Here is a 26,613-nt window from a genome sequence, read left to right as displayed (position 1 = left end):
AAAGTGAGGGATATATATTGCAACGTGTAAATACGATTGATATTAGTAATGTACTAGAATTAGAAAATACTCTTTCTACTTTATTAAATGAAGTGATTTCTTCCAAGCTAGAACTTGAAAACTGGTTAAAAAAACAATCTACTTTCATTTGGGAAATTGAAGAACAATTAAAATCGCACTATATCGCTTTCCAATGTAATACAGATAATAAAAAAATTAAAGATACTTACGAATATGATCAACAATATGTACGACCTCTTTTGAAACGTTATCAAAATTCATTTGATAATAAATATTTAGAGTCACCTTTTCGAATGGAACTTGATCTAAATACGAATAGCTTACTAAATAAAAAAATAAAGAATGCGCAAACATTATTTTGTGAAAAGAACATTGATTTAGAGATAACTGAAGACAAACTAGTAACAGAGTACTTCGAAATTACAGGTGGTTTAACTGCACTATGGGACGGTGAAGAAAAAACAATTACTGAACTACAGTCTTACTTACAAGATTCAGATCGTGATATACGAAAAAAAGCAAAAACGCTTATTTCCGAAAAGTTCTTATCTGTTGAAGATAAATTACAACATATATTAAATGAATTAATCGTAATTCGTCACCAAAAAGCAAAAAACATTCAGTTAGATAATTATCGTGATTATATGTTTAAAAAACATGAACGTTTTGATTATACGCCTGATGACTGCTATGAGCTTGCTGAATCTATTCGTAAATACGTAGTACCACTTATTGATAAAATATTTAATGAGAAAAAATGTGAACTTCAAGTAGATACCCTTCTTCCATGGGATTTAAAAGCAACCGCACCAAATCAAAAAGCATTAAAACCTATCGAAGACGCGAGTGATTTAATCGAAAAAAGTTCTCTTATTTTACACAAAGTAGATCCTGAATTTTCTACATTACTGGACCGTATGCATAAAAATAATTGCTTAGATTTAGAAAGTCGTAAAGGAAAAGGACCAGGAGGATTTTGCGAATATTTGCCTGCTTCTCAATTATCTTTTATTTTTATGAATCTCAATCATACACATTATGATGTTACTACTTTCCTCCATGAAATGGGTCATAGTATTCATAATGATTGTATGAAGCAGTTAGAGCTTCATAAATATTTAGAAATCCCTTCAGAATCAGCAGAACTTGCTAGCATGACAATGGAATTGTTTTCGATGGAGTATTGGGATATTTTTTATGAAAATAAAGAAGAATTTATAGAAGCAAAATTAGATTTCTTTAAAAATATTGTTAAGTATTTACCACAAATGCTTATCGTTGATCAATTTCAGCATTGGATGTATGAAAACCCTAATCATACCGCTAAAGAAAGAAATGAAAAATATTTAGAATTACATAACGCTTACCAATCGAACATCGTAAATATTGAGGGTTATGAAAATTGGATCGCAACTGGCTGGTTACCTGTACTACACATATTCGAGATACCATTCTATTACATTGAATATGCAATTGCACAACTTGGTTCGCTACAAATGTATAAGCAATATAAAGAAAATCCTAAACAAGCACTAGAAAATTATAAAAAAGCCTTATCATTAGGTAGCTCTAAATCTTTACCGGAAGTATATAAAGCAGCTGGAATTCGTTTTGATTTTTCTGGCGAAACAATTAAAGAACTAATGTTATTTGTAGAGGGCGAATTAGCGTTACTTGAACAATTGTAAGAAGGTAGCTGTTCCTATATTTTAGGTTCAGCTTTCTTCTTTATTTTATTTATTAATTCTATGTACTGAGAATCACCATATCCGATTTTTGGAAAAAGTTGAAACAACTTTATTAATAATTCTTGATTTGATAAACCTTGATTTTTAGAGATAAATTTCATTACGATATTATCTTCTTTTAGCATTTCTAAATATAAATCTATAGCTTGATACATTACAGGTGGTACTTTATGATAAGTCTTTTTATGGTTTACTAATACTTCATTGTATATAGTAGAATAATCCCCCAATTCAAGTTCAATTTGATTTACTTTAAATTCATCCTCCCTGAAACTATTTAAGTATACTTTCCCTTCATAGCACGACTGCTCAAGGTATGAAAGTAAAGTAAGTAGATTCATTTGGCAAAACATATCTTCACCGAACCATAAAACAATACATTTATACTTTTTCGCAAATAGATTTTCTAACGGATCTATAACTTTTTTTGCATAATTTTCGACTGAACTGTTATGACCTTCTGCTCTTATTTTAATAAACTCTTCATCAAAAACTTGTGCAGTAACGCTATTTACACACATGGCCTCGTTAAATGGGGCATAATCAGACTCACCCATTAGCTCCTCCGTTTTAAATTCTTCATACATCATTTGACCATTCAATATGTTAAGTACATCTTTATCAAATAGCTCACTATTCTTATTACGTAACTGTTCAACCTCTAATTTTCTAGAAATATTCATTTTGAACTCCCCTTCTTTATTTATATTGAGTTTAACAAATGATTGAATAGGCATGTTGTTCGTTGGTATTCTCTTGGATTCATTCCAAAAATATTTTTACATATTCAATTTAGCCGTTCCTATTTATAGTGCGATAGAATATTCATTTGCTGGAAATGGGAATATCATTGACTATGAACATTCTATTACAAAAGCACTATTTGAAGGCTACCAAGAGGAAAATGAACTACCAAAAGAGATGATAGACAAGTTTCCATTATTTATTAAATTAAAGGAGATTTTTGAATATAGCTTAATGCATATGTATTGGGATAAAGAAGAATTAACGGAGGAACAAGTACGGATAATAAATCTTTATAGGTTAAAACTTGAAAATAATTATTCTTTAATAAATATGTAAAGCGAATGTTGTTTAACTACGTAACTATAGTTGAACAACATCCGCTAAAAACTTGACCGATTGGTAATGTTTTACATATCATCTTTTATTAGTTGTGATTCTTTTACGTGCTGTTTCTTAATCAATATGGCTTTATACAAAAACACTATACCTAGTACAGCGAAAATGATACTTACAGGAATGCGGGCAATATGAGGAAGGTAGCGCGGAAGAAAAAATAGACGGACTCTTTCATCCACATCAAATATTTCAAAGACAATCGGCACTATACTTTGGTGCACCAAGAAAAAGATTCCCATAAACACAAGAAGAATAACAACGGCAAGTTTTTTCTTCGGTAATTCCATTTCTTTATTACGAATTTTCTTTTTGTAATTATCACTGTTAATTTTCATCCCACTTTTCATTTCAAATAGCAACTCAGGGCCATTTCTTTCAAGTTTTTTGTAAGCGATACGCCCAAATAGCCATGCTAAAAACACTCCCGTACAAGCCCCAGTCGGTACACCTAACCATTGTATGAATTGTATATGTAATGATGTCCCCAACCATATAACTAGTAACGAAGGTATCGTTGTTACTAGCACCATCAACAGCATGAGCCACGTGGTTATAAACATTTTACTCGCATTCATATCGTCACCAGATATTATCGTTCCTCTTCCACGGCAATGTGGATCAGTAATTGGAATTAAATTAACTACAGAAAATAAGACAATAAGGCCGACTGCCCCACCAAGTAAAGCTGGGACTACTGCAAATACCCATGGATAAACGAAAGTAAGTCCGCTAGAAAAAGTGAAAATTATTGTAGTTAAAATTGCCACAGGACCAATAGCTATCAACCAAGCTAATTGGCGGCCACGCACGTCAATCCTTTCTGCGCCAGGTGTCACCAACGTTAACCATAACGCGCTTCCATCGAAACCATATAAATTACAAGCAAACATACCTGTAAATACAACCATAATTCCCCCCGCCCAAGGCATTAAGTAAGGTATATTAGCAATCGTAACTAAAATCCCATAAAATACACCTATCCATATGCCCATTCGCAGGAAACGGCCTCGTTGTGGATCTCTTCTCCAACTTTTAAGTTCCTTAGTTATAACAGCTCCTATTTTAGTTTCAAAAAAGATTTTAAAAGCCTTTCTATAATGCTTATTAATAATCTTCACTTGAACTTTTTTTGAATCTATCTCTTTACGTCTAGTCAATAATATAGTCCATATAAATAAAAGAAACCCACAAAATATTGTTATTTTACCTAAGAAAATAAAAGCTAATAACCAATTAGATTGACTAGCGTACTCTACAGCAAGTATCGTCCAACTAGATGGAATCATGTAAAATAGCGTAGTATCACTAAATACGATTCTATTGATTACAGGAAGTGCATACCAGCCGACATTTAGAAATGCAATGATGAAACCAATGAACATCGCTCCCATTTCCATACCGACTCTTGATTTCATCACCTCACCCATAATACTAACTATTACTTTGGATAACAATACTACAAAAACTAACTGCAAAATAATTGCTGGAACTGCTACTATAATCGCATATATGCTAATTCTAGCTGCATAAATTAATAATCCTATAAAAGCTAAAAAACTAACCAGTGGTCCTACTCCTATAAAAGTTACACCGAGAAGCATCCTAGCTAGTTTATAAGAATTGAGCGGAAGCAACACAAAATATTCAGGGCGTAATATTTCGTCTCCTCCAGTAAGCATCGGACCTATAATCCATCCTACTGTCCAAATGGCGAATGTTACATATAGAATGCTTTTTGATATATTTTGTTCTGTTGGATAAAAAGAAAAAAGTAGAATAGTTCCAATTGCTAGCAACAAACCAACTAATCCTGTCATAATAAATAGAACTGCCCTGCCACGATTCATTGAATGTTTAAGTATTGATAACTTCATTTGAATTAAAACATTAACCAAGACAATTCCCCTCCTTTAGCGGCGGGTTTACCTACTAATCGAATGAAAATATCCTCTAGTTTTTCTTCACCACAAACATCTTCCATCTTTCCAGATGAAAGTACTCCCCCTTTCGAAATAATTGCAACGTGGTCACAAAGTTGTTCAACTAATGCCATGACGTGACTAGAAAATACTACAGAACCACCTGAACTAACAAATTTCTGTAAAATCTTTTTAATAGTAGTTGCAGAAATGGGATCTACCGCCTCAAACGGTTCATCGAGAACGAGTAATTTTGGCGCATGAAGAAGTGCAAGTGCAAGGCCGAGTTTTTTACGCATACCAGTAGAATAATTAATAACTAAAGTCCCCTCAGTATTATTCAACTCTAATACTGCAAGTAATTCTTCTGCCCGCTGAGCAACTTCATTGGCATCTATTCCTCTTAACAACCCCATATATGTTAATAATTCGCGACCAGTAAGTCTTTCTGGTAAAGCCAATCCATCTGGTAATACTCCAATCAACGTTTTAGCTTGTTTTGGATTACTCCAAACATCAATCCCAAAAACTTTAGCGTTTCCGCCATCCGGTCGTAACAAACCAACAGCCATTGATAAAGATGTAGTTTTTCCTGCTCCGTTAGGTCCAACAACTCCATAAAAAGAACCACTTGGAATAGTTAAATCAATACAATTTACTGCAATAAATTCACCGAATCGCTTATGTAATTTCGAAAGTTGTAGCGCAGGAGCGGATTTCTCAAATTCGGTATTCAATGAAATCGATTCATCAGTTTTCATAAAACAGACTCCTTTTTTACTACTATATTCTTTGTAAACAAAATCCAATAATTTTACTCATTTAATTACAATACTGAAGCATTAATTTATTTAGCAATTCATTGTTATTAGCTGACATCTTTTACGTATTCCATAATAATTGCCTGTCTATCGTGTATCTTTGTCACTTCAAATACGTTTGGAACTGGCAGCCCGCATGAATAAGCATATTTTTGTTTTTTTTGCTTCATTCATAGACTCTGTACCTGGAAGATATTCTTTAAATAACTTCACAATCTTATTATCATACAGATAAATTTCCGCTGTATTTCCTTTAGCCATTGGCTCACCTAAGTTCAAGTTTCACCCTCCTTAAACCATGTAGTATTCTACACCCCTATTTTAAATTCACTGCAATGTTAGGAAATCCTTCTACTCACATAAATCCTATTATTACAAAAATCTCTGAAATGCTAAAAGAAAAGTACGTATCGAAAACAGCCCTATAATTTTTTAGCATAATTATAGGGCGACTTTAATGATGTTGATAATTTTTTGTTTCGTTTGACTTAAATAATTGTTATTTTTAGTAGAAATTAATATACCAATCGGGATTTTAGAATTAAAGTACTTAATCTTAAAAGATAGTATTTCTTCATTCAAAATTGTACCTTTCGGGATAATTCCTATGGCATTTTCAAAAAGCATTTCTGGAATGAGGTTTAAAGCACTACAATTATAAACTCTTTTAAAAGATAAATTATTTTTCGCTAGGAGAGAACTTACAGATTGATACGAATAACAATTACTTTCTCCTACAATAACTGGATAATCTATAATATCAAATGCTTCAACGGATTCTTTTTGTAACAAAGGATGCTCGGGATTATTCACTATAAATTCAATCTGTTCATCACATATTGGGATGAATTTTACCTTTGATTTATTTTCATTATTTCCGCACACCGCAAAATCAATCTTATTATGTTCTATCATTTCTGATAAAAGTGCTGTATTTCCCACTACAAAATCACAATGTATATATGGTTTTTCAGCATTTAAAAACTCTAATATTATTGGTATTAACCTTTTAGCAACGGATTCTAATAGGCCTATTCTCAAACTCCCTTTTTCTTCATTACTAATACGTTGTGCTTGAGTTATAGAATATTCCCAATGTGTTACTAAGTTTTCTACTTCTTCTGCAAAAAGTTTTCCTTCTTCTGTTAATCTTGCATCCCATCCTCTTTCAAATAACAGAAAACCAATTTCATTTTCCAGCTTTTTTATATGTGTTGTTACTGTTGATTGTGCATAGTTTAATTGTTTAGCAGCTTGTGAAAACGTTCCTTCTTCAATAATTTTTTTAAATGTAAGTAACTCTTTCATTTCCATTTCATACACCACCTTCATCGATTTTATTGATAATTCGTTAATATATTTTCAATTATACAAATGGAAATATTGGAAGTAAAATAAAATCAAAAGGAAAGGAGTCCTCTATTATGCCATTTGTCACTGTTTATCATCCTGAAAAATTATCCGATAATAAGTTATTAAAAAATGTAAGCAATCAAATTCACCATTCGTTAATTGAACATTTCAATATTCCTGAAAATGATTATTTTCAAATGTTTTTACCTTATCCTTCTCATCAACTTTTTTATAATTCATCTTATCTTTTAGAAGGTTCATTAAAACGATCCAATAATATGATTTATATTTCTATTACATGTGGACCTGGGAGAACAATTAATCAAAAAAAAGATTTATATAAAGCTATAGCCACTAGTACAGCTAATACTTTACAAATCTCTACTGCTGATGTTTTCATTACACTACACGAGACACCTATGGAGAATTGGTCATTTGGTCAAGGAATAGCTCAAATGTTAAATCAACATAATAACTAGACTTTAATTTTCCTTAAAACAAAATAAACTTACCGCTTTCTATAACTATATAGAAAGCGGTAAGTTTATTTTGCTAGGAATATTGGAATGAAACTCTGGTGTATACACAATAGAAAATGAATATCCCTGCACAATAAATGACACTTCATTATGTTTACATTCAAATGGCACATTATTTTTCTTAAAGTTAATTTGGATTCGCTGTAAAAATGCGAGATCCGCTGTTCCGAAAGAAACATGAACTTTCGGTGGTAAAGCTTTCATCGCGATTGGAATCCAAGGTCGCTGCCACCAAGTTGCGACGACATAAGCAGTGCCACCAACTACAAAGTTAAAAATATCCCCGTCTTCCATCGTTTTCATATTTAGATTTGATTTCAGCCATTCCCTAAAAATAGGTACACTTTTAACAGGAAGACCAATTTCCCTTACATATAAAATGTTTAAAGGTGACTGCGGTACTAATACATCTTCTTTAACATAACTATGCGCGATAATTTCGAGTAGATTTCCATCTCCGTCTTTAAAGTATAAATTGAATCGACCATCCTCTTCATCAATTGTATGACCATCTTTCCATTTCGCAATGAGTAATCCAGACTCCTCAAGCCATCTTGCTGTTTCATGAAATTTTGAATATGGGATTTCAAAAGCAAAATGTGCAGGTGCAATTGGTTCATACACTTCTTGAAAACTAATTGTTGTATAAGGTGTTACTTCAAATTGAATGAAGGATGCTGTTTCTTTTTTTATTGGAAAAGATAATATGTCCTTATACACTTGTTTTACCCCTTCTATGGAAACCGTTTGTAATTTTATATCTGATATATGTGTAATCACTTTACATTCCCCCTCATTTCTTATTATCTATTCGTATTGTATTACACTTATAAATAGATAAAATCAAACGGAAGAATGGATTTTTTATATAGAAACTACAACTTTAGTATGAATATGTTAGCTTCTTTCATTGCTAGTACAGTAATGTTTCAAAACAATTATGCTCCATATTTCATTTTTTTGATTAACACTTTACTTATTTTTATTTTTTTAAGTTTCCCCTGCATTATTTCCATATAAAAAAGCTGCCTTTCCTTAAACGAAAAGCAGCTTTTACAATAAAATACATTAAGATTTTACAGCAATAATCATAAATCTTTTTGAATTCGTACGAATCCCTTTTTCAGAACTATTTGTTTCAATGAACTTTTGTAAAATAGTAAAATCCTCTTCCTCTTCTCCAAATCTAGGAATAATAGGCGTATGTTTTAATAAGAAAATGAGATCTTCAGGCGTACTGTAATAATCAGTAACATCATATTCACGTACTTGCACGAGTTCAAATCCTGCATATATAAGTTCACCCATATACTTTTCTTTTAAAGTTCCATCTCTTTCACCTAAGCATTGTCCTCTCCCAAATGTCTCTTTTAGGTTTAATTTATCATGTTCGCTAACTTGTTGCGTTAAGAAAAAAGCACCCTTTTTCATTACTTTTGATAATTCAGTCGCTGCAAATGGTGCATGACAACTTGAAGCGATATCAAAATGCGCATGTGGAAACGTTAAAGCTCCAGAACCCATTTGAAGAAACTCAACATTTTGTACACCTGATTTTTTCAAATTAGAATGTGCCGTTTCAATCATGCCGTTAGAATTATCAATTCCAATTAACAATTTAGCTGATGATGCTATGTTAAGTACATTTTCTCCTCCGCCTGTACCAACATCAAGTAGAATGTCTGATGATTTACATCTTTCTTTCACTTCTCCATAAAAGTCCCATATTTCTCCTACAGTTTCACATTTTATTTTACTAAAATCCCATCCATTTAATCTTCCTACTTTATCATAAAAGCTTTTGTACTCTAATTCATTCACCTTATAACTCCCCTTTGTAAAAACGAATTAAATATGTATAATAACCTACAACACTATTTAATTATATATTATAAAATACAAATTATTAAAACACCATTCCACTTCGTACGACGCTAAGTTTACATAACAATTTTATAGTTCACCTTTATCTATATGTTCTAAATGTCCTCTTCCCCAACTACACATACTATCCAAAACAGTACTGACTGTTTTTCCATGTTCAGTTAAGCTATATTCTACTTTAGGTGGTATTTCTTGATAAATTTCGCGTTTTATTAGTTGATCTTGCTCTAATTCACGTAATTGCTTTGCTAACGTTCCTTGAGATATATCTGGTATTAATTTCTTTAATTCACCAAAACGTTTCGTCCCATCTGTTAGCAAAATAAACAAAATGAGTGGCTTCCATTTCCCACCGATTATTTGTAATGTCGCTATTACCCCTTTTAACTTCGGTTCTTGTAAATCCATTTTTCTCACCTCTCCACTGATATCATAAAGTGAAACTTTAATCAGTGGGGGTTTTATTCATCCCCCACTGATTATTAGTTGAACCAATCGGGCGTTTACGGGCAGTTGATCTCTCACCTAACTTCCTCGCATTTTCCTAACTTTGAGGTGAGAGTTTTACTGCCCGTTAATGCGGGATAAACCATATTTAGCAATTTTTCTTATTACTTATCCGCGTAAATAGCGATTAGTACGAAATTTGCGACTATGTACATACAAAGTGCGTACTTTTCACTTGATCCCTTTTAGCGAATAATAAAAGCATAAGTTATATTCTAAAGTTTTTTATTAAAGGAGTGGCTAAAATATGTCTATTACTACATTAAAAGATAAGCGTATTGTTATCATTGGCGGGAGTTCTGGTATTGGATTAGCAACGGCAACACAAGCAATTAAACAAGGTGCACATGTTATTATTGCAGGGCGTTCGGAAGAAAAATTAAGGATTGCTAAAAAATTAATAAATAGCAATCATCTCCACACTTACGTATTGGATAATCAAAATAAAGAGCAATTACAAAATTTTTTCAAGACAGTTGGGAACTTTGATCATTTATTCACACCCGGAGCCTCTTACACACTTGGACCAATTACCTCTACAGAGGAAATTGCTGAAAGTAGCTTCATCGGAAAGTTTTGGCCTCAATATTATGCCGTAAAATATGCCATCCCTTTTCTTTCAAACTCTGGATCGATCGTGTTAATGTCCGGTGCCTTTAGTCAAAGACCAATTAAAGGTGCGCCTGCTTACGGAGCTTGTAATGGGGCTATTGAAAGCTTAGGGAAAGCTTTAGCTGTTGAATTAGCTCCTATAAGAGTTAATGTTGTTTCTCCTGGAACGATACAAAGAGAGAATGAACAAAACGAAAATAGACTAGCTGCTTATGAATCTTATAAATCTCTTTCTCTTGTAAAAAGGCCTGGCCATAATAATGAAATTGCACATACTGTTCTATATTTAATGCAAAATAGTTTTACTACGGGTAATGTATTATTTCCAGATGGAGGGTACACATATCATTAAATTATTTAAGACAAAAGCCCCTTATTACGGTGGCTTTTGTTGCTAATGTAAACATTGCTGAAATTTCCAAAAAGATGGTTGCGTTTCTTTATTACCAACAGGTTGGTTTTTAGAAGATTCATTAAAGGAATCCATTATAATCCGCTCATTTTGTACATTTGCAAATAAAATTGTGCTAGTAGTTGACGAATCAAATCAAGAAGTAATTTATCTTGATATTTATGGATAAGTTTATAAAGAAAAAAGGCATATAAATAATGCCTTTTTTCTTTATCTTCATTTAACTGGATAACAAACTTCTGTAACCCACTTATTAGGATCGGATTCCATCGCTGGGCTCACATGATAAATATTAAACATCGGGCCTGCTAATTTGTAACCCTCTGTCTCAATCCATTTTGCCGCAGCCTCATTTACAGCTGTCATCTGTTCATAACTTCCATTAACTGTTATAGAAGCTACATTAGTCGATTCCATATTTTTAAATGTAACGTCTTTTGTATTTTCGTGCTTACCTAGAATACTTAGCTGTATTTCTATATCTACATCATTTTCTTTGTATTCACGATCATGGAAAACCGCAATACTATAACTCGGTTGGGAAATACCAATATTTTCTATCTGAATTTCTTGCATTAATACACTCCATAAATCACCTTCGCAATTATACGATGGAATAACCTTTCTAACACTAGCTACAGTTCTTTCTGGAATTTCTTTTATTGAAACATGATAATTCATCTCAACAACATCCTCTCTCATCGTTTTCATTGAGTCTTCGAGGAAACGTAATTGTTTTTGGAGGTTATTCATGTCTTCTTTAATTTGAGCACTACGATTTAAAAATTGCTCTTTTATGGTATCTATATTATCGCATTCTATTATTTCTTTGATGGTAGCAATATTAAACCCCATAGCTTTTAACGTTTGAATTTGATTTACTTTTTTTAATTGGTCTGCTGAATAAAATCGATATCCACTCTGCTCATCGACTTTTACTGGTTGTAGTAATTCCACTTTATCGTAGTGTCTCAACATTCGTATACTAATGGAAGATAGTTTTGAAAAATCCCCTATTTTAAACATGATTTCCTCCTATAAGTTACATCTACTTTGAAGCTCAACTTTATCTTAAACAATGACATTGTGTGAGAGTCAACTGTTTATAACGTTTGAATTATATTTCTTTATTTACTTTTATATCCTCTTCCTTCTTTAGGTTATAAAAATTCACTAATTGATTCGATCGCGACTAGCAATCAATTGATTTACCTTCATATGAACCTCTATTCTTATTTCTCATTAAAAACATATTTGCAATATAATAATTACATAATGAATATTACCTATTATGCAATTATCCTCTCACTTCATGAATCTTATCCTTGTATATTTCAAACCACTGTTGCCATTCATCTTTAGAAAATTCTTTCTCTTCTCCTTCTAAAACGTAAGAAAAAAGATTTAAACAAATATGCCAACCAGCTATATCTCTCGGTGTATGATCTGTTAATTCATTAATGTACTCTTTAAGGAATAAAAGAGTACTATTTTCCTCTTTATGTATTTCAAATCGGACACGGTCTTTATCCCAAGTAAATTCAAGTACTGAGTTTAGTTGACACTCTAAAATATCAATGTTTATGAATGAACCGTCCATCATGTCGAACTTTATTATTCCACCAGTTTTAAGGCTTTCAATCTGTAAATTGGACATCCATTTTTTCAGCTTACTGTTTTCTGTTAATACAGACCAAACTTCCTCTACCGTATATGGAAATTCGCGTTCAAATTTTACTATATATCCACCAGTTAGTTTCCCAATTTCAGCTATCATTTTGATTGCCTCCTCATATAGAATATATGTTCTCATTTATTTTACAAGAATATAAATATAAAATAAATATTTATGTCTACGAAGTGTTAATTTAAAGTGAATGACGCTGAGAAAAACTTAAATATTTTCTAAATCGAGTTATATAGTATTGAAAATTAAATATAGATTTACGTACAAATAAAAAAGCCGCATTTGCGACTTATGAAATCATGGGATTAACTCCTTTTTTGGTTAAATGATTAGCGCTTAATCGCATCGACAATTAGCGATGGAAAACCAAGTTTATCGCCTTTATTTCTAGAATCATACCTTTTCGAACGGAAAATAACACCGTCGTTTGCATCCCATTCGTTGTAATAAAACTGACCATTTTCATCACAATATTCAAGTAAAACTACCTCGAATCCAGCAGTTTCAAACATTTTCGTTAATGTTTTATAATTATGAACGATTTTATGACTTGTTGCTGGATGATCTTTCGGACCGGGTCCCCCTATTTGAACTATATTTTGATATACCTCATCCTGAAAGAATGCATCAGGGACTCCGCACCGAATATGACCAGATGGTTTTAAAAATTCATAACAGATTTCAGCTGCTCTTACACCTTCTTCAAAAGTAAGGTGTTCCCATACATGCTCAGCCAAAATAGCTGAAATAGAGTTGTATTCAAATCTTTCTTCCCACGTAGCTTTATCTAGTAAGTTAAGTTCATCTTCTTGCGTTTGAATCCAGCCTGGATTATTATTAAACACTCCAGCTCCGACAACTACTTTAATTTCGTCTTGTTTTATTGCCACCATGTTCACCTCTTAAACATTTTAATTCATTAATATATTCTATGTTTACTATTATCCTTCCTCCTTCAACAAATGTAGTAACATGAGTCCAGTACAATACCGAACTCATGCCCTAAAAACTCTCTAACGCAACAATCTGTCTAACTCTATAAAATTAGTTCATAATATACGATTTTTCTTACAGAAATATAGCACACCAAACATTAGCATAATACCAATTACGTAAAAAATTGTTGTTCCGCTCCCACCAGTATTAGGAATTACCCAATTATTCTTCGCATTTTTCACTGTTATTTTTTGTGTCTTTACTGCTTCTGTAATTTCTATTTCTATTGGATCTCTAAGTAACATGTATCCGTTCGGTGCTTTTATTTCTTTAATCGTATACTTTCCAATTGCTAATTGGGTGGAAATTACCTTTCCTTTTTCATCCGTTATTAATCTACTAAGTTCTTTCCCTTCTTTATCTAACACTTGAAATACAGCGCCTTTTAGCTTTAATTCACTATCCTTATCATCAACTTTTTCAATTTCAAATTGCCCAGTCGGATCTGGCAATTTCTTATTTTCTATTTTAATTTCTACTACTGTATCTTTTTCTATTTTTACAGCTATTTTATCTTTTAATAATTCATAACCTTTAGGTGCCTCTATTTCCACTAGGGTATAGTTTCCTATTGGTAAGTCCTTTGATATCATTTCTCCTTTTTCATCTGTTATTAACTCTCCAACTACTTTTCCTTTTGCATCTTCTATATGAAACTTTGCCCCTGCTAGTTTTTTATTTTTATCACTTATGTCTACTTTCACAAGCTTCATTTTTCCCATTGGATCTGGCAATTTCTTATTTCCTATTTTAATTTCTACTTCTGCATCTTTTTCTATTTTTACAGTTATTTTATCTTTTAATAATTCGTAACCTTTAGGTGCTTCTACTTCCACTAAGGTATAGTTTCCTATTGGTAAGTCTTTTGATATTACTTCTCCTTCTTCATTTGTTACTAGTTCTCCAACTATTTTCCCATTTAAATCTTCAATTTTAAACTTTGCTCCTGCTAGCTTTTTATTTTTATCACTTATGTCTACTTTCACAAGCTTCATTTTTCCCATTGGATCTGGCAATTTCTTATTTCCTATTTTAATTTCTACTTCTGCATCTTTCTCTACTTTTACAGCTATTTTATCTTTTGATAATTCGTAACCTTTAGGTGCTTCTTTTTCCACTAAAGTATAGTTTCCTATTGGTAAGTCTTTTGATATCGCTTCTCCTTCTTCATTTGTTACTAGTTCTCCAACTATTTTCCCATTTAAATCTTCAATTTTAAACTTTGCTCCCACCAATTTTTTATTATCATTATTACTATCAACCTTTTTTATTTTTACTTTTCCTGTACTAGGCTTGTTCCAATGTTTCCAGTTAAATTTGAAATTGTGAAACTCAAATCCACCAGTTTGTTGTACCGCACCAACAAATGCTTGTCCATTAATCGAACCGCCTTTTGTTTCTAATACAGCATTGGGAGCAAACACACTCCCAACTACACCATATCCCTCTGTTGTAATTTTTTTCGCATTTGGAAAAACCCAAATCATTTTCCCATATAGCTCAGTAAACGGGGAATTAGGCGAATATGGTTGTGATGTAGGAACTATATCTGTAGCCTTTCCAATATTGTTCGTGTCATATAGAATAGACCCATTTTTAAATGTAACCTCTATTGCATCTGAATACATTACAATAAAATCTTTGTCCTTAGCATTGGGCAAAAATACATCTCTTATATCTACACTGATTTTCCCTGTCAATTCTGATGAAACATAAATATTAGGATTGTTTATATCTTTTCCGATTCCATGACTCATATTTGGAATTGGGGTATTCGTTTTATATTGACCTGCATTTTTACTAACTTGGTTCACTATATTGCGAAATTCATTAAATTTCGCGTCAATTTCTAGTTTTTCTTTATAAACGATACGATCATAAGAAGATTGTATGATGCGATCTGGATCACTCTCTTTTGTCATTACGACTATTCCGTTTTGAATGATAAAAGATTCTTCTCTTGATTTTTTTAGTTTTCCAGACAATAACAAGGACGGATATCCCTCATCAACCCATTTTTCACCTACTATATTAGATGTTCCTGCTGCTGCACCTACAATCGTATACCCCGATGCATCCATATCACCTTGAACTGCAATTGCTCCTTCAATGTCGCCACCTATTGCTTTATGGTTACCAAAGACAACAGCATTATAACGCGATATATCTCCTAGACCTTCTAAGGTAGTCGTGGATCCATATGCTTCTTTTGGTACATATACGACAAAACTTACACTTAACATTAACAAAACAATAAAATGAATACTTACCAGCTTTAATCGTAGCCTCAATTCCTTTGTTCCCACCTTTACCGTATTTTTTTATAATCGAATAAAATGAATTTTTATTAATGATGATTTACTTCATCCCCTATATACCGTCTTTACTTATCTTTGAATTTCCGGTCCCACTTCCCATTAATGCAGGATAAATACATTCTATCGAGTTAACTTTTTCTTATAAATTACGACTAGAAGCACACATAACAATAGGATTGGAACTATTACAGTCCACTTATTAAATATAAATATCTCTGTACTCACTTTTTGTTTTTCTTTCTCGTTTAACTCCACGCGCTCACCTCGAACTAGCAATCTATTGGTGTTTACTCCATAAGGCGTACACGTAATTAAAGTTGTATAATCTTTATTTTCTACAATTTGTAGATCGTCCGTTTCATGTGGTAACACTACTTTAATTTGATCTACTTTATAAGCAAGAACTTTGTCTAAAGAATGAATATAAAAAAGATCTCCTTTGCTCAACTTATCTAAATCTGTAAATAATTTTGCTGATGGTAAACCACGATGCCCTGTTAAAATAGTATGCGTACTTTCTCCACCTACCGGGAGCGAAGAAAAATCTAAATGACCTATCCCGCGACCCAATACTTCCTCAGAGGTCCCTTGATAGATTGGCAGTTTTATATTAATTTTCGATATTTCAATATACCCCATTACATCTCCTAAATTTAACACATCAGCATACGCTTGATGATTACTTTTTTTTTCAGAAAATGGATCTGTAAATGTTTTCGCAGAAGTTTGAACTTGTTTATTATATTCGGCTGCTTCTTTTTCCCTACGTTCGACTTCTTTCTTTTGTAATGCTTTAATCTTCTTATCGTAAGAGCTAATCTCAGAATAATGTGCACGAGTCGCCAACCAATTACTAATAGTAGGATATAAAAAAATACCTAATCCAAATAAAAAAATACCCCCCAAAACAAGATTTCGTTTCATATTTCCACCTCTGTATATGCTTAAATATCGAAAAGAGGGAAGCATTTTGCTTCTCCCCTTTTCCCATAGTTACATGTTCCTAAAATCTTAATTTCTAGCAAACTTTTTTCTAAAGAAAACAAATGCCGCTGTAAGCATTAACGTAAGGCCTATTACAGTAAAAAGAGTCGTTCCTATGCCACCCGTTACCGGAAGAATCCATCCACTTTTATTATTTTCAATCGTCAATTTAACCGTTTGATTATTTTCACTAATCTTTACATCAATGGGGTCTTTTAATAATTGATAAGATGCTTTTGTACCATCTTCTTTTGTATATGTTGGTGCTTTCGTTTCAAAAATTTGATAGTCTCCATATGGAATGTTAGACCATTTAATAACACCATTTTCATCTGATACACCTGTTACTTCTTTTCCTGCTACGACAACTATTTTTCCATTATTATCTTTAAGTACAAACTCTGCACCTTTTAATTTATTCTTATTAGCACTATCAATTTTTGTTAACTCAATTATTCCAGTTGTCGGAATAACAACTACAGGTTTAGATTCCTTTTCTCCAATTACATCATTTTTATTTGTAAAATGTATTTTTGCTGTATTTAAAATTTCCGAACCAGATGGTACTCCTTCTTTTACTTGGGATTTAATTTGCAAATGAAATTCTTTTTTACCATCTAATTTTGTGAAATCTTTTACTGTAGCTGTTACTTTTTGACCTTCTATAGCTACCTCAACAACGTTTGCATTTACTTCTGCTCCATCAATTTTCACGATTGGCTTTCCTTGAATCACTAAACGATTATCCAAAGTATCTGTTACCACATATTTTTTGTATTCCTTAATGTCTTCTGGAATTAATGTTTTAATATCATAATTATAATTAGTTAACGGATTTATCGGTAACGCTTCCAATTTTCCGTTAATTTTTTTATCAATTGTTGGTTCTTCATTGTTTTTCACTTCTATTTTAACTACTGTACTAGAAGTAATAGTTCCATCTTCATTAATTGTTCCGGAGTTCTTAACAAAAAACTCACGTTTAGTTGGATCTATTACGTAGCCTTTCGGAGCTTTTGTTTCTTGGAAATAGTATTCACCATACTCCAATCCTTGTACGCGAATATGACCATTAGCATCTGTTACTAACTCTTTTTTCACTTCTGTACCATCTTTTTTAAATAAAGAGAATACTGCACCTGCTAATGCTTTTTCATTTACACCAGTTTTTACTAAATCCACTGCACCACGTTTAATCTCATTTTTGGGATACATGTGAACATCATAGTTTAGCACCTTACCCTCTTTATTCGTTAATGGGATATCCACTGTATACGTATTGGGGTTTAGATTAACATGTGGAGGTCCTGCCACTTCTTTCACCTCATAACGTCCTAGCGGAAGATCTTTTAATACAGCTTGTCCGTTATCATCTGTTACTACTTGATTTGGAGTGGCTCCCATTACAGGTTTCACGTCTTCTTTTACGATTTTCCCATCGTTTGAAATTTTTTCAAAAGAAGCAACCCTTTTCACTTCAAACGTTACACCTTTTAATGGTTTCACATCTTTTGGCACCTCTTGATTTGCAGAACCATTACCTTCTAGTCCCTGCGCTCCATCTTTTTCTTGTTCATACTTATGGATCGTTAAAGTACCTTTAGATGGTGAGTCTGCCTTTACTAATACACTAGACCATGTAGAAAATGTTAAGAATAACACTAAAAGCACACTAAATATTTTTTTCATTTCTCTTATCCCCTTTACCACTTCTATCATTTTAAAAATTTCTTTATTACTATTACCTTCTTAAAAGCAATAGTGTGCCAAGTATTAGATTTAAACAAATAACATAAAACATAGCCGTCCAACAATCCATTGTTTACAATCACTTATTCACTTTTCTTATCTTCTATTATTACGTTGTCTCTCCACATGATATATGTAATTTTCTCCCCTAAATTACACGTATATCCCTATTTCAAGAATCATTACATTTGTTACATAATAGCTTTCACTGCTAATTTCGACTAATCACTTACTGTCAATCCATTCATTTCTCCCTTCCTATCCCTATTTAAAATCCAATCTTAATCCTTTTTTGATACATATAAGTAATAACCAACAAATAAGTGTGACGATTCATATTTTACGCTACTGTCCAAAACTATTACCTGTATATTCAAATAATATGTGCTATCCATGTTAAATTATGGTATTATTCTTAGAAGTTTATAACTTTTATTTATATTTTTTTATTAATAAAAGTTTTCCGTTTCTACTTATGAAAAAAGGAATATATGTTTATTTAACTATTACGCATAACTGTAAGGAGGAAGAATATGACTAAAAAGCTCAGTCTAGTTGAGATAGAGTACATTTGCAATATGTTTTTTCAATCTTTCGAAATTCCAGTTTGTTTTTTAGATTGTAACAAAAATATTCTTTTAGAATTTAAATCCAAAAATGATTCACATTCGTTATATACATCAAAAATAGAACAGTTACATATGCTTTTTCAGAGAAATGATACATATAATTCCCCCATCTTCAGAACTCACGAATATCTAGGGCACTTTATTTTAATTCACATAAAGAGCGATTATATGGTGAACGGTACTGTTATTATTGGGCCCTTGACACATGTAAATTTTTCTACAAGTAAAGCGGATAGTAACCTTAATTTTATTCCAAATTATAAAAGAACAAGAGACCATTATTTTTCATTGTCAGTCAAAGATCAAAATTTCTTTGTAAATATAGCGATATTGTTCTATAACATTCTCTATAAAAAAAATTCAGATGTAAGCACCTTTTCAAATAACAGTGACTCACTTCATATAAGTCATAGCAGCATCTTAAACGAAGATGTATATATTTCAATGCAAAAAGAAGAATCCATTTATCATAATTTATATATAGAGCAGCAACTACTTAGTTCTATAGAAGACGGGGATAAAGAAACCGTACTCAAATATTATTACGAATTCCAACAAGAGACTCTTTCATCTTTATCTTCATTCCATCAATTAAGACGTCATAAAAACATTTGTATTTCATCCATCACGCTCGCTACTAGATATGCGATAAAAGGGGGACTTCCATCTGGGATTGCTTACAAAATTTATGATTTGCATATTCAAAGAACAGAAGATTTAAAAGACAAAGAATCTGTTTGGGATTTATTAAAAAATGCTTTTTGTACCTTTGCAGACCGTGTAAAGGCACAAAAAACGCAGCAATATTCACAGACTATTGCTATTTGTAAAAACTACATTTTTAAAAATATTTACAATCCAATATCTGTTAAACAACTTGCTAAATTTGCAAATGTGAATTCAGATTATTTATCTATATTATTTAAAAAAGAAGTCGGTATTTCATTAATTGAGTACATTCAACGTGAACGAATCGAAGAAGCAAAGAAATTATTAACTTTCACCACCTATCCTTTATCAGACATATGTGCTTCGCTTAATTTTAGCGATCAAAGTTATTTCACTAAAATTTTTAAAAAATTCACCAATGAAACACCTGGTAAATATCGAAAATCTCATGTTGTCATTTAGAGTGAAACTCCCATTAAAACAAAATGTTTTCAGTAACTCATCAATGGCAGATTAGAAGCACTCCCAGATTCATGAACTATAGGATTTATGCTTTTTCCAAACCAAAAAACACGTTACTATTCTTTTATTTTAATGAGAATAGTAACGTGTTTTTTATGTAATGTAGTTTTGTAGACAGAACATGATCCAACTACAAATTTTTATAGAAGCCAAATGCACCGCTTAACTACTAAAATCTTATTAAGTAAAAAATCCATATTTTGTTTTACTTACTTTCTACTTTATTTCTTTTGAATAATGAACTCTTTTCTTCAAACGAATAATCCCTACTATTATTTTTGTATCTTTCTAAATTTGCGAACAAAAGTGAGTACTGTGCCTGTAATAATCATCAATATGCCGATTGCTGCACTGTTAGTTGTACTTACACCCGTCCTTGGAAGCTCCTTATATGTATATTCTTTTTTATCGCTATTACTGTTGTTAGAGATATTACTCTTATTTGCCTTATTAGCAAGGCCATTAGCTTTGCTAGTTTCCTTATCTTTCACTAATACTTTTTGTATTGTATTTACGTCATTACCCATGGAATCTTTGACACTATATATTATTTCATAAGTACCAGCTTTAGTTGTATCTATAGTTCCTTCATACGCTATTTTAGAAGTAAGGTCACCGTCCTCTTTATCAGTAGCTGATACCCCTACCAACGGATCAAATTGATCACCCTCAGTAATTGAAGTTGTAGCAGGTACTTTTAGTATTGGTTTTTCATTTGTAACTTCTTCTCTAACTTTAACCGTTACAGTTTGTTTCGCCGTTACTTCATGACCTTTAGAATCTGTAACCGTGTACGTTAATACGTAAGTACCGACTTTAGATGTATCTACTCCACCAGCAATTTTTACTTTAGAAGTAAGATCGCCGTCTTCTTTATCAATAGCTTTTACTTTTATCATTGGATCGAATGAATCTCCTACATGAATTGTCGCTCCAACAGGCACTGTTAATTTAGGTTCTAAATCTAATATTTCTCCATTTCCCTCTACAATTACAGTCTGTGTAGCCGTTGTAGTTCTCCCTTGGGAATCAACGACCAAGTATTCCACAATGTATGTACCTGGTTTTGAAGTATCTACATCGCCTTTATGCTTTACTTTATTTGTTAAATCACCAGCTTCTTTATCAACAGCTTTTACATTTCTCATTGGATCAAACGTATCACCTACACGTAGTGTAATCGTAAACGGCACAGTTAACTCTGGAGCTTGGTTTTCTGCTGTTTTTTCGTTTTCTTTCACTGTTCCGGTAATTTTTGCAGCATCAAAAGCATTTTGGACTGCTTGAACTTCAATTGAGCTCGTTCCATATTTATTAGTTGCCACTTTAAGGCATGCCAATTTCAATTCAGAGAAATTAGAAGTCATGTTTAATTCATCAGTATTTGCATAATAGAAAATATCAAACATTTTATCTTCACCAATACCATTTACATTTACACCGTTATGAGTACCACCTTGTGCAATTAAATACGCAACTTTATTAATAATACTTGAGTTAAAATGAACGCCTCCATAATCCTCTCCATTTAAATCATTATATTTACTATAATCATCGGGATACGGTAGTCCTTCTGAAAAATTAATTGCAGTTGGATTTTTCATATTACGAAAAGTCGATCCAGTTTGCTCTCCTATTGTCCAGTTAAATTCCCCATTATTTATGTATTTCTCTATAGCCGTTCCCATAATATCCGATAATGCCTCGTTAATTGCCCCAGATTCTCCTGAGAATTCAAGGTTAGATTCACTTGATGTAACTGCGTGTGTAAATTCATGACCGGCTATATCGAACGCTTTTACCATAGGATCTCCATATAAAAGCATACTGATGTTATTAATATTAGTACTAAATGCATTCTCCCAATTTTCAGGATCATTTGTTCCTCCAGAATCCCATGCATGTACAACTGAAACTACTTTTTTTCCTTTATTATCAAAACTATTACGATTATATTTTTCTTTATAAAAATCATATACCTTTGTTGCTAAGAAATGAGCGCTTACCGCCTTTGGATCATTAAATGTTGTTGAAGCGCTAGTTGCTAGTATGCCAGGATAATAACTTTCTTCATTTGTAATATCTCTATAATTTACATCATATGTCTCAATTCCTTGCCCTCTTGTGTAATCAGCAAGCGCATAATTCCCACTAGTCTGTTTAGAAATACCAAATGTACGAGTTACGCCTAAATCATCTTTTCCTGTTCCAGTTAATGATGTGAAATTGCTAGTTTTATTTTCCTTAACGGATTCAACATACTCTTCACTTATTTTCAAACTTGATTCTTGTACCATATCTTTTAATATATCGCCATTATGAGCATTCACTAAATAAGTTCCAGATACATAATTTGGTGTTGTAGCAGCAAATGTAACTTGATATGCATTGCTAGCCTGCCCATGATTTTTATCAACAAAAATAACCGCCTTAACTTCTGGTTCAGAAATAAATTTAATGTCGTTTCCGTACTTTTTATAAATATATTGTTTCGCTTCTTCTTTTGATAAATTAATAGGTTTCTTTAAATCTTCTTGTGTTAAATTTTGTGCGCTAGCTCCTGAAATGCTTTTAATAATACCTTTTTTATCTACGTGAGCAGTTAACTGGTGGCCATACACTTCTTTTCCTTCATATATTTGTTGCATGCGTACAAGTGTAGTTCCATCATAAGAACCACGTTTTTGAAGAACCTTGTAATCTACTCCTGTTTCTGCACTAACTTGTTTTGGAGACAAAGCATGCTCCGTATTTTCCTTAAGTGCATCTTTCACTACATTCTCTGGCGCCTTTTTTGATGGTTGTGTAAGATCACCTGTACGGAACGAATCCTCTTGAATTTCAACTTGCATTTGACCAGGTTCCTCTGCATGACCTACTCCATATGGTGTTACACTTGTTAAAACAAATCCTGTTGTTAATGCAACTATAGCTATTTCTTTTTTATTTCCCATGGTATTTACCTCGTATAAATTTCTATTATTTATATGAAACTGCTAAAATGTATACAATCTATTCCTAACATAAAAAGATGACTTTTGTAATCTACAAAAGCCACCTCTTCAATATATAATATCCCTAAAATGTTTTTAATACATAATTTCTATACAAAAAAGAAAAAAGCATTCGTTAACGAGCATTTTGCAATACTTTTATTAGGTCATTTATATTTTCAACTTTCTGCTGAAACTGATCAAATCTGTTATGTAGCGATGAAGGATTTTTATCTTCAGTTGAAATAACTTGTTTTAATTCATTTTCTAATTTATCATACATATCAAAAAAATTATCAAATTCTACACTTACAAGCTCTTCATTTTCGCGATAGAATCTTTTTGCTTCTATATAAGTCATATATGATTTATTTAAAAATCCTAATGAAATTAAATATTTAGAAGTGTTTTCTTGATAAATAGCAATATCACATGCTATTTTAATATCAGAATAAGTCTTTTGAACGAGACAATGCAATTCAAAAATCTTAAACTTTAATCCATTATTCATTTTCATCCCCTCCCATCGTATCTATTCTACATAAAATTAGAATATTATACAAAGAAAATTATTAGCAAGAAATTGACAATTAAAAAAATAACTTAAGGATAAACAAAATCCCTCTCATTATAAATTATAATTGCGGAGCATTTACCAACATAACAGCAAAATAAAAAACGAAAAGAATAAATCTTTCCGCTCTTAGAGTAATAAATACATTTCATATTGCGCTAAAGAATTCTTTTCAAATCCACATTTCTTAAAAAAACCCTCTAATAAATTATTGTTAGGAAACCCAATTGATAAACTTGATAAATTTAATTCTTCTCTTGCTACTTGTAATAATTTCATCCCAACACCAATATTTCTATAACCTTTGTCTACGAAAATAAAACTAATTTTACCTTGTTCAGTTACGCATAGAGAGCCTTTTAAGTCATTATCAACATATGCACCATAAAATACATTATTTGTTTTTTTGATATAATCAATATCATTTTGCCAATTTATATGGAAGTTTAACCATTTCTGAATTTCATCTTTAAAAGTTGGAAATTCTAATTGTTTTACTTCAATATCCTTACAAACTTTATTCTTTATTTTAGTCAAATCATTTAAATTATAATAAGAAAGATCGTACACTTTTTCATAGCCCAACTTATTATAAAAATGAATCGCTCGGTCGTTTCCTACAATGACTTCGAGAAAAAGTTGCTTACATCCATGTTGAATCGCCTCTTCTTTATGCAGTTCAAATAATTTTTGACTCACACCAATACCGCGGTAATTAGGATGAACCGCTAATGTTCCGCAGCGCATAGTCTTTATACTTTCATAATCCTTTATGCCACCTAGTATTACGCCAACAGATTTGCCTTCTTCTAAAGCAAGAAAAGAATGTTCTAGCAAATTACCTTCTGGTCCCAAAAAACGTTGTATAAAATCCTCTTTTGAAACCTCCATCTTAATAATGTAATCTGAAAATCCATCTTTAAAAGCTTCATATACTAAATCAATATTTACTTCACTACACCTTTTATATTGAATCATATAAAATTGCCCTCCAACTGCTTATATTAAACTCAACGTGTACCCATATAATATATTCCATCTATTATAAATTTCAGCTCTTAATTTGAAATGAGCGGACATTTCCCTACATATAACTCACTATTGATTTGTTTTATAACAAACTATCTATTATTTACTACATTAACCTCATAAACACGTAAAAAAGCAATTAAATGCTCACATGCTCTTTCACATGCTAGCATTTTAAAGATTTTTTGTTCTTCTTTCGTTTTATCATTTGCTTGATCTGAAGCAGCTTTTAAACAGAGAAATGGTTTTTTATTTATTTGGCATACATAGGCGAAAGCTGCTACTTCTTGATCAACTGCCAATGCTCCATATACGGTATGGAGTAAATATCTCATTTCTGAACTACGAATACGTTGATCTCCTGATAAAAATGTACCGAAATGTATCGGATCATACGATCGTATTTTTTTTATTCTTCTTACAAGTGATTTTGTTGTTTCAATAGGTGCTGTTCTACCGTTATATAAATTAAAAACATCTTCTCCTGAACCAGCAGCAGTAACATCATGTTGTATTGCGTTTAGTGCGACTACAATATGACCGTTTTTCACCTTGTTTGATAAACTTCCGCATATTCCTGTCATAAACAACTCATCTGGCTGAAACTCACTAATTAACAATTGTACACAACTAGCGCAGCTTACTTTACCGACACCAGTAACAACTGATATAATTTCCAGCTCATTAATAGTATGAAAATGAAATTCCCAAGCTGCTCTTTTTTCAACACGTTCACTTGGATAATGTTGATGCAAATACGTCAGTTCTGGTTCCCATGCAGAGACAATTGCAATACGTTTCATTACACGCTTCACTTCCCCTATTGTCATTTAAATGAGTTATCTATACTTTCTCATTCATAATCTAGAATCCATTCTTTATATTTCTTATATAAATCTCGTATTATTTCTTTATTCTTCCCAATTACTTCACTTCCTCTATTATCATACATAAACATGACAATATCTTTCGTTGCATTTATGAGAAATACATTTGGATAAGAAATTTCTTTTTTTCGTCCAAATCGAGGATACAGAGCAGAGAAATCCTCATAATTAGCAGCTTGTATAAGCAATTTATACTTAATATCTTCCGCAAGACATTTTAAAGAAAATTGATATGTACAATATAAATCTGCTTCTTCATCTTCAAATAGAAACGGTAACGTTTCTTGTCTTATATGAAATCTTAAATCTCTTTTCTTAATATATTTATTGTATACATTTATTTTCTGTGGAGTTTTTATATTTTCCTTTTTAAATCTATAAACATTTGTCACTACAAACACTACATCTTCTTTTGAAAATATGTCTTCAAATAAGAATTTATTATATGTATATAGTTGAGAAAAGTATTCCATATTTAAATCGTCGGTTCCTTCTACAATTTGATATTTATCTTTTCCAAAATCAAAATGTAAATGATTTTCCCACTAAGAATATAAGTAGGGTACTAATGTAACTCCTGGAAATGTTTGATTCACATATTCTTTTAATTGCATTTC

At 31.8% G+C, this 26,613-nt stretch carries 22 protein-coding genes and 2 pseudogenes; 5 read left to right on the top strand and 19 right to left on the bottom strand.

Annotation, left to right across the window (positions count from 1 at the left end; translation table 11 throughout):
• Positions 1-17 precede the first annotated feature (17 nt).
• Positions 18-1,709: a M3 family oligoendopeptidase gene (locus HFD78_RS20465; RefSeq protein WP_001190009.1), complete on the top strand. Its 1,692-nt coding sequence runs from the start codon at positions 18-20 to the stop codon at positions 1,707-1,709.
• A 14-nt stretch (positions 1,710-1,723) separates the two neighbouring features.
• Here HFD78_RS20465 and HFD78_RS20460 read toward each other — a convergent pair whose 3' ends face one another.
• Positions 1,724-2,452 carry a hypothetical protein gene (locus HFD78_RS20460; RefSeq protein WP_033667971.1) on the bottom strand — a complete coding sequence of 243 codons (729 nt, stop codon included), beginning with the start codon at positions 2,450-2,452 and terminating at the stop codon, positions 1,724-1,726.
• A gap of 52 nt (positions 2,453-2,504) precedes the next feature.
• Between HFD78_RS20460 and HFD78_RS20455 the strand changes: the two genes are divergently transcribed.
• Complete coding sequence (locus tag HFD78_RS20455) at positions 2,505-2,852, top strand: hypothetical protein (protein WP_000899730.1); 348 nt, start codon at positions 2,505-2,507, stop codon at positions 2,850-2,852.
• A 71-nt stretch (positions 2,853-2,923) separates the two neighbouring features.
• Here HFD78_RS20455 and HFD78_RS20450 read toward each other — a convergent pair whose 3' ends face one another.
• The 4 genes and pseudogenes from HFD78_RS20450 to HFD78_RS20435 all read right to left on the bottom strand — a co-directional run bounded on the left by HFD78_RS20450 (position 2,924) and on the right by HFD78_RS20435 (position 6,966).
• Positions 2,924-4,807 (bottom strand): hypothetical protein, encoded by a 1,884-nt coding sequence (locus HFD78_RS20450; RefSeq protein ID WP_000248568.1) that lies wholly within the window; start codon positions 4,805-4,807, stop codon positions 2,924-2,926.
• A complete protein-coding gene (locus HFD78_RS20445; RefSeq protein WP_000845232.1) occupies positions 4,792-5,592 on the bottom strand; it encodes an ABC transporter ATP-binding protein in 801 nt (266 codons plus the stop codon). Before HFD78_RS20445 ends, HFD78_RS20450 begins: the two co-directional genes overlap by 16 nt.
• A 119-nt stretch (positions 5,593-5,711) precedes the next feature.
• Positions 5,712-5,931, bottom strand: a pseudogene (locus tag HFD78_RS20440) (aminoglycoside phosphotransferase family protein); the annotation flags it as partial.
• A 162-nt stretch (positions 5,932-6,093) separates the two neighbouring features.
• Positions 6,094-6,966: a LysR family transcriptional regulator gene (locus HFD78_RS20435; protein ID WP_000425262.1), complete on the bottom strand. Its 873-nt coding sequence runs from the start codon at positions 6,964-6,966 to the stop codon at positions 6,094-6,096.
• 110 nt (positions 6,967-7,076) lie between these two features.
• Here HFD78_RS20435 and HFD78_RS20430 point away from each other — a divergent pair, with 110 nt between their 5' ends.
• On the top strand, positions 7,077-7,484 hold the full coding sequence (locus tag HFD78_RS20430) for a tautomerase family protein (protein ID WP_001117408.1): 408 nt from the start codon (positions 7,077-7,079) through the stop codon (positions 7,482-7,484).
• A gap of 45 nt (positions 7,485-7,529) precedes the next feature.
• On the opposite strand, the gene HFD78_RS20425 is transcribed toward HFD78_RS20430, so the two are convergent.
• From HFD78_RS20425 to HFD78_RS20415, 3 genes are all read right to left on the bottom strand, one after another.
• Positions 7,530-8,324, bottom strand: a complete 795-nt coding sequence (locus tag HFD78_RS20425; protein ID WP_000627926.1) for a VOC family protein — start codon at positions 8,322-8,324, stop codon at positions 7,530-7,532.
• Between the two features lie 288 nt (positions 8,325-8,612).
• Entirely contained in the window at positions 8,613-9,365 is a 753-nt protein-coding gene (locus HFD78_RS20420) for a class I SAM-dependent methyltransferase (protein ID WP_087965862.1), read from the bottom strand.
• 132 nt (positions 9,366-9,497) lie between these two features.
• Entirely contained in the window at positions 9,498-9,836 is a 339-nt protein-coding gene (locus HFD78_RS20415; RefSeq protein ID WP_016110039.1) for a winged helix-turn-helix transcriptional regulator, read from the bottom strand.
• A 346-nt stretch (positions 9,837-10,182) separates the two neighbouring features.
• Here HFD78_RS20415 and HFD78_RS20410 point away from each other — a divergent pair, with 346 nt between their 5' ends.
• A complete protein-coding gene (locus tag HFD78_RS20410; RefSeq protein WP_087965860.1) occupies positions 10,183-10,899 on the top strand; it encodes an SDR family oxidoreductase in 717 nt (238 codons plus the stop codon).
• A gap of 276 nt (positions 10,900-11,175) precedes the next feature.
• On the opposite strand, the gene HFD78_RS20405 is transcribed toward HFD78_RS20410, so the two are convergent.
• The 6 genes from HFD78_RS20405 to HFD78_RS20380 all read right to left on the bottom strand — a co-directional run bounded on the left by HFD78_RS20405 (position 11,176) and on the right by HFD78_RS20380 (position 18,633).
• Complete coding sequence (locus tag HFD78_RS20405; protein WP_087965858.1) at positions 11,176-11,985, bottom strand: MerR family transcriptional regulator; 810 nt, start codon at positions 11,983-11,985, stop codon at positions 11,176-11,178.
• A 271-nt stretch (positions 11,986-12,256) separates the two neighbouring features.
• Complete coding sequence (locus HFD78_RS20400; protein ID WP_000559852.1) at positions 12,257-12,736, bottom strand: SRPBCC family protein; 480 nt, start codon at positions 12,734-12,736, stop codon at positions 12,257-12,259.
• 239 nt (positions 12,737-12,975) lie between these two features.
• The gene (locus HFD78_RS20395) at positions 12,976-13,539 is read right to left on the bottom strand and encodes a class I SAM-dependent methyltransferase (protein WP_114160162.1); all 564 of its coding nucleotides are present in this window, start codon (positions 13,537-13,539) and stop codon (positions 12,976-12,978) included.
• Positions 13,540-13,695: 156 nt separating this feature from the next.
• Complete coding sequence (locus HFD78_RS20390; RefSeq protein WP_097862811.1) at positions 13,696-15,933, bottom strand: MSCRAMM family protein; 2,238 nt, start codon at positions 15,931-15,933, stop codon at positions 13,696-13,698.
• Between the two features lie 147 nt (positions 15,934-16,080).
• Positions 16,081-16,884 (bottom strand): class C sortase, encoded by an 804-nt coding sequence (locus HFD78_RS20385; RefSeq protein WP_087965955.1) that lies wholly within the window; start codon positions 16,882-16,884, stop codon positions 16,081-16,083.
• An 87-nt stretch (positions 16,885-16,971) separates the two neighbouring features.
• Positions 16,972-18,633, bottom strand: a complete 1,662-nt coding sequence (locus tag HFD78_RS20380) for an LPXTG cell wall anchor domain-containing protein (RefSeq protein WP_087965950.1) — start codon at positions 18,631-18,633, stop codon at positions 16,972-16,974.
• 593 nt (positions 18,634-19,226) lie between these two features.
• Between HFD78_RS20380 and HFD78_RS20375 the strand changes: the two genes are divergently transcribed.
• The gene (locus HFD78_RS20375; RefSeq protein WP_000162836.1) at positions 19,227-20,453 is read left to right on the top strand and encodes an AraC family transcriptional regulator; all 1,227 of its coding nucleotides are present in this window, start codon (positions 19,227-19,229) and stop codon (positions 20,451-20,453) included.
• A 332-nt stretch (positions 20,454-20,785) separates the two neighbouring features.
• Here HFD78_RS20375 and HFD78_RS20370 read toward each other — a convergent pair whose 3' ends face one another.
• The 5 genes and pseudogenes from HFD78_RS20370 to HFD78_RS20350 all read right to left on the bottom strand — a co-directional run bounded on the left by HFD78_RS20370 (position 20,786) and on the right by HFD78_RS20350 (position 26,610).
• Entirely contained in the window at positions 20,786-23,467 is a 2,682-nt protein-coding gene (locus HFD78_RS20370; protein ID WP_000527062.1) for a M4 family metallopeptidase, read from the bottom strand.
• Between the two features lie 175 nt (positions 23,468-23,642).
• The gene (locus HFD78_RS20365) at positions 23,643-24,017 is read right to left on the bottom strand and encodes a hypothetical protein (protein ID WP_001059023.1); all 375 of its coding nucleotides are present in this window, start codon (positions 24,015-24,017) and stop codon (positions 23,643-23,645) included.
• Positions 24,018-24,209: 192 nt separating this feature from the next.
• Positions 24,210-25,058, bottom strand: a complete 849-nt coding sequence (locus HFD78_RS20360; RefSeq protein ID WP_000617062.1) for a GNAT family N-acetyltransferase — start codon at positions 25,056-25,058, stop codon at positions 24,210-24,212.
• 143 nt (positions 25,059-25,201) lie between these two features.
• Positions 25,202-25,939 (bottom strand): 5'-methylthioadenosine/S-adenosylhomocysteine nucleosidase, encoded by a 738-nt coding sequence (gene mtnN, locus HFD78_RS20355; RefSeq protein WP_001987381.1) that lies wholly within the window; start codon positions 25,937-25,939, stop codon positions 25,202-25,204.
• A 23-nt stretch (positions 25,940-25,962) separates the two neighbouring features.
• Positions 25,963-26,610 (bottom strand): annotated as a pseudogene (locus HFD78_RS20350) (DUF3885 domain-containing protein).
• Positions 26,611-26,613: the final 3 nt, after the last annotated feature.

The organism is Bacillus sp. EKM501B (assembly GCF_011800505.1).
In the GTDB taxonomy this organism is placed as follows: Bacteria; Bacillota; Bacilli; order Bacillales; family Bacillaceae_G; genus Bacillus_A; species Bacillus_A cereus.
The sequence above is the reverse complement of the archived record's forward strand: the minus strand, read 5'-3'. Positions and strand labels throughout refer to the sequence as shown.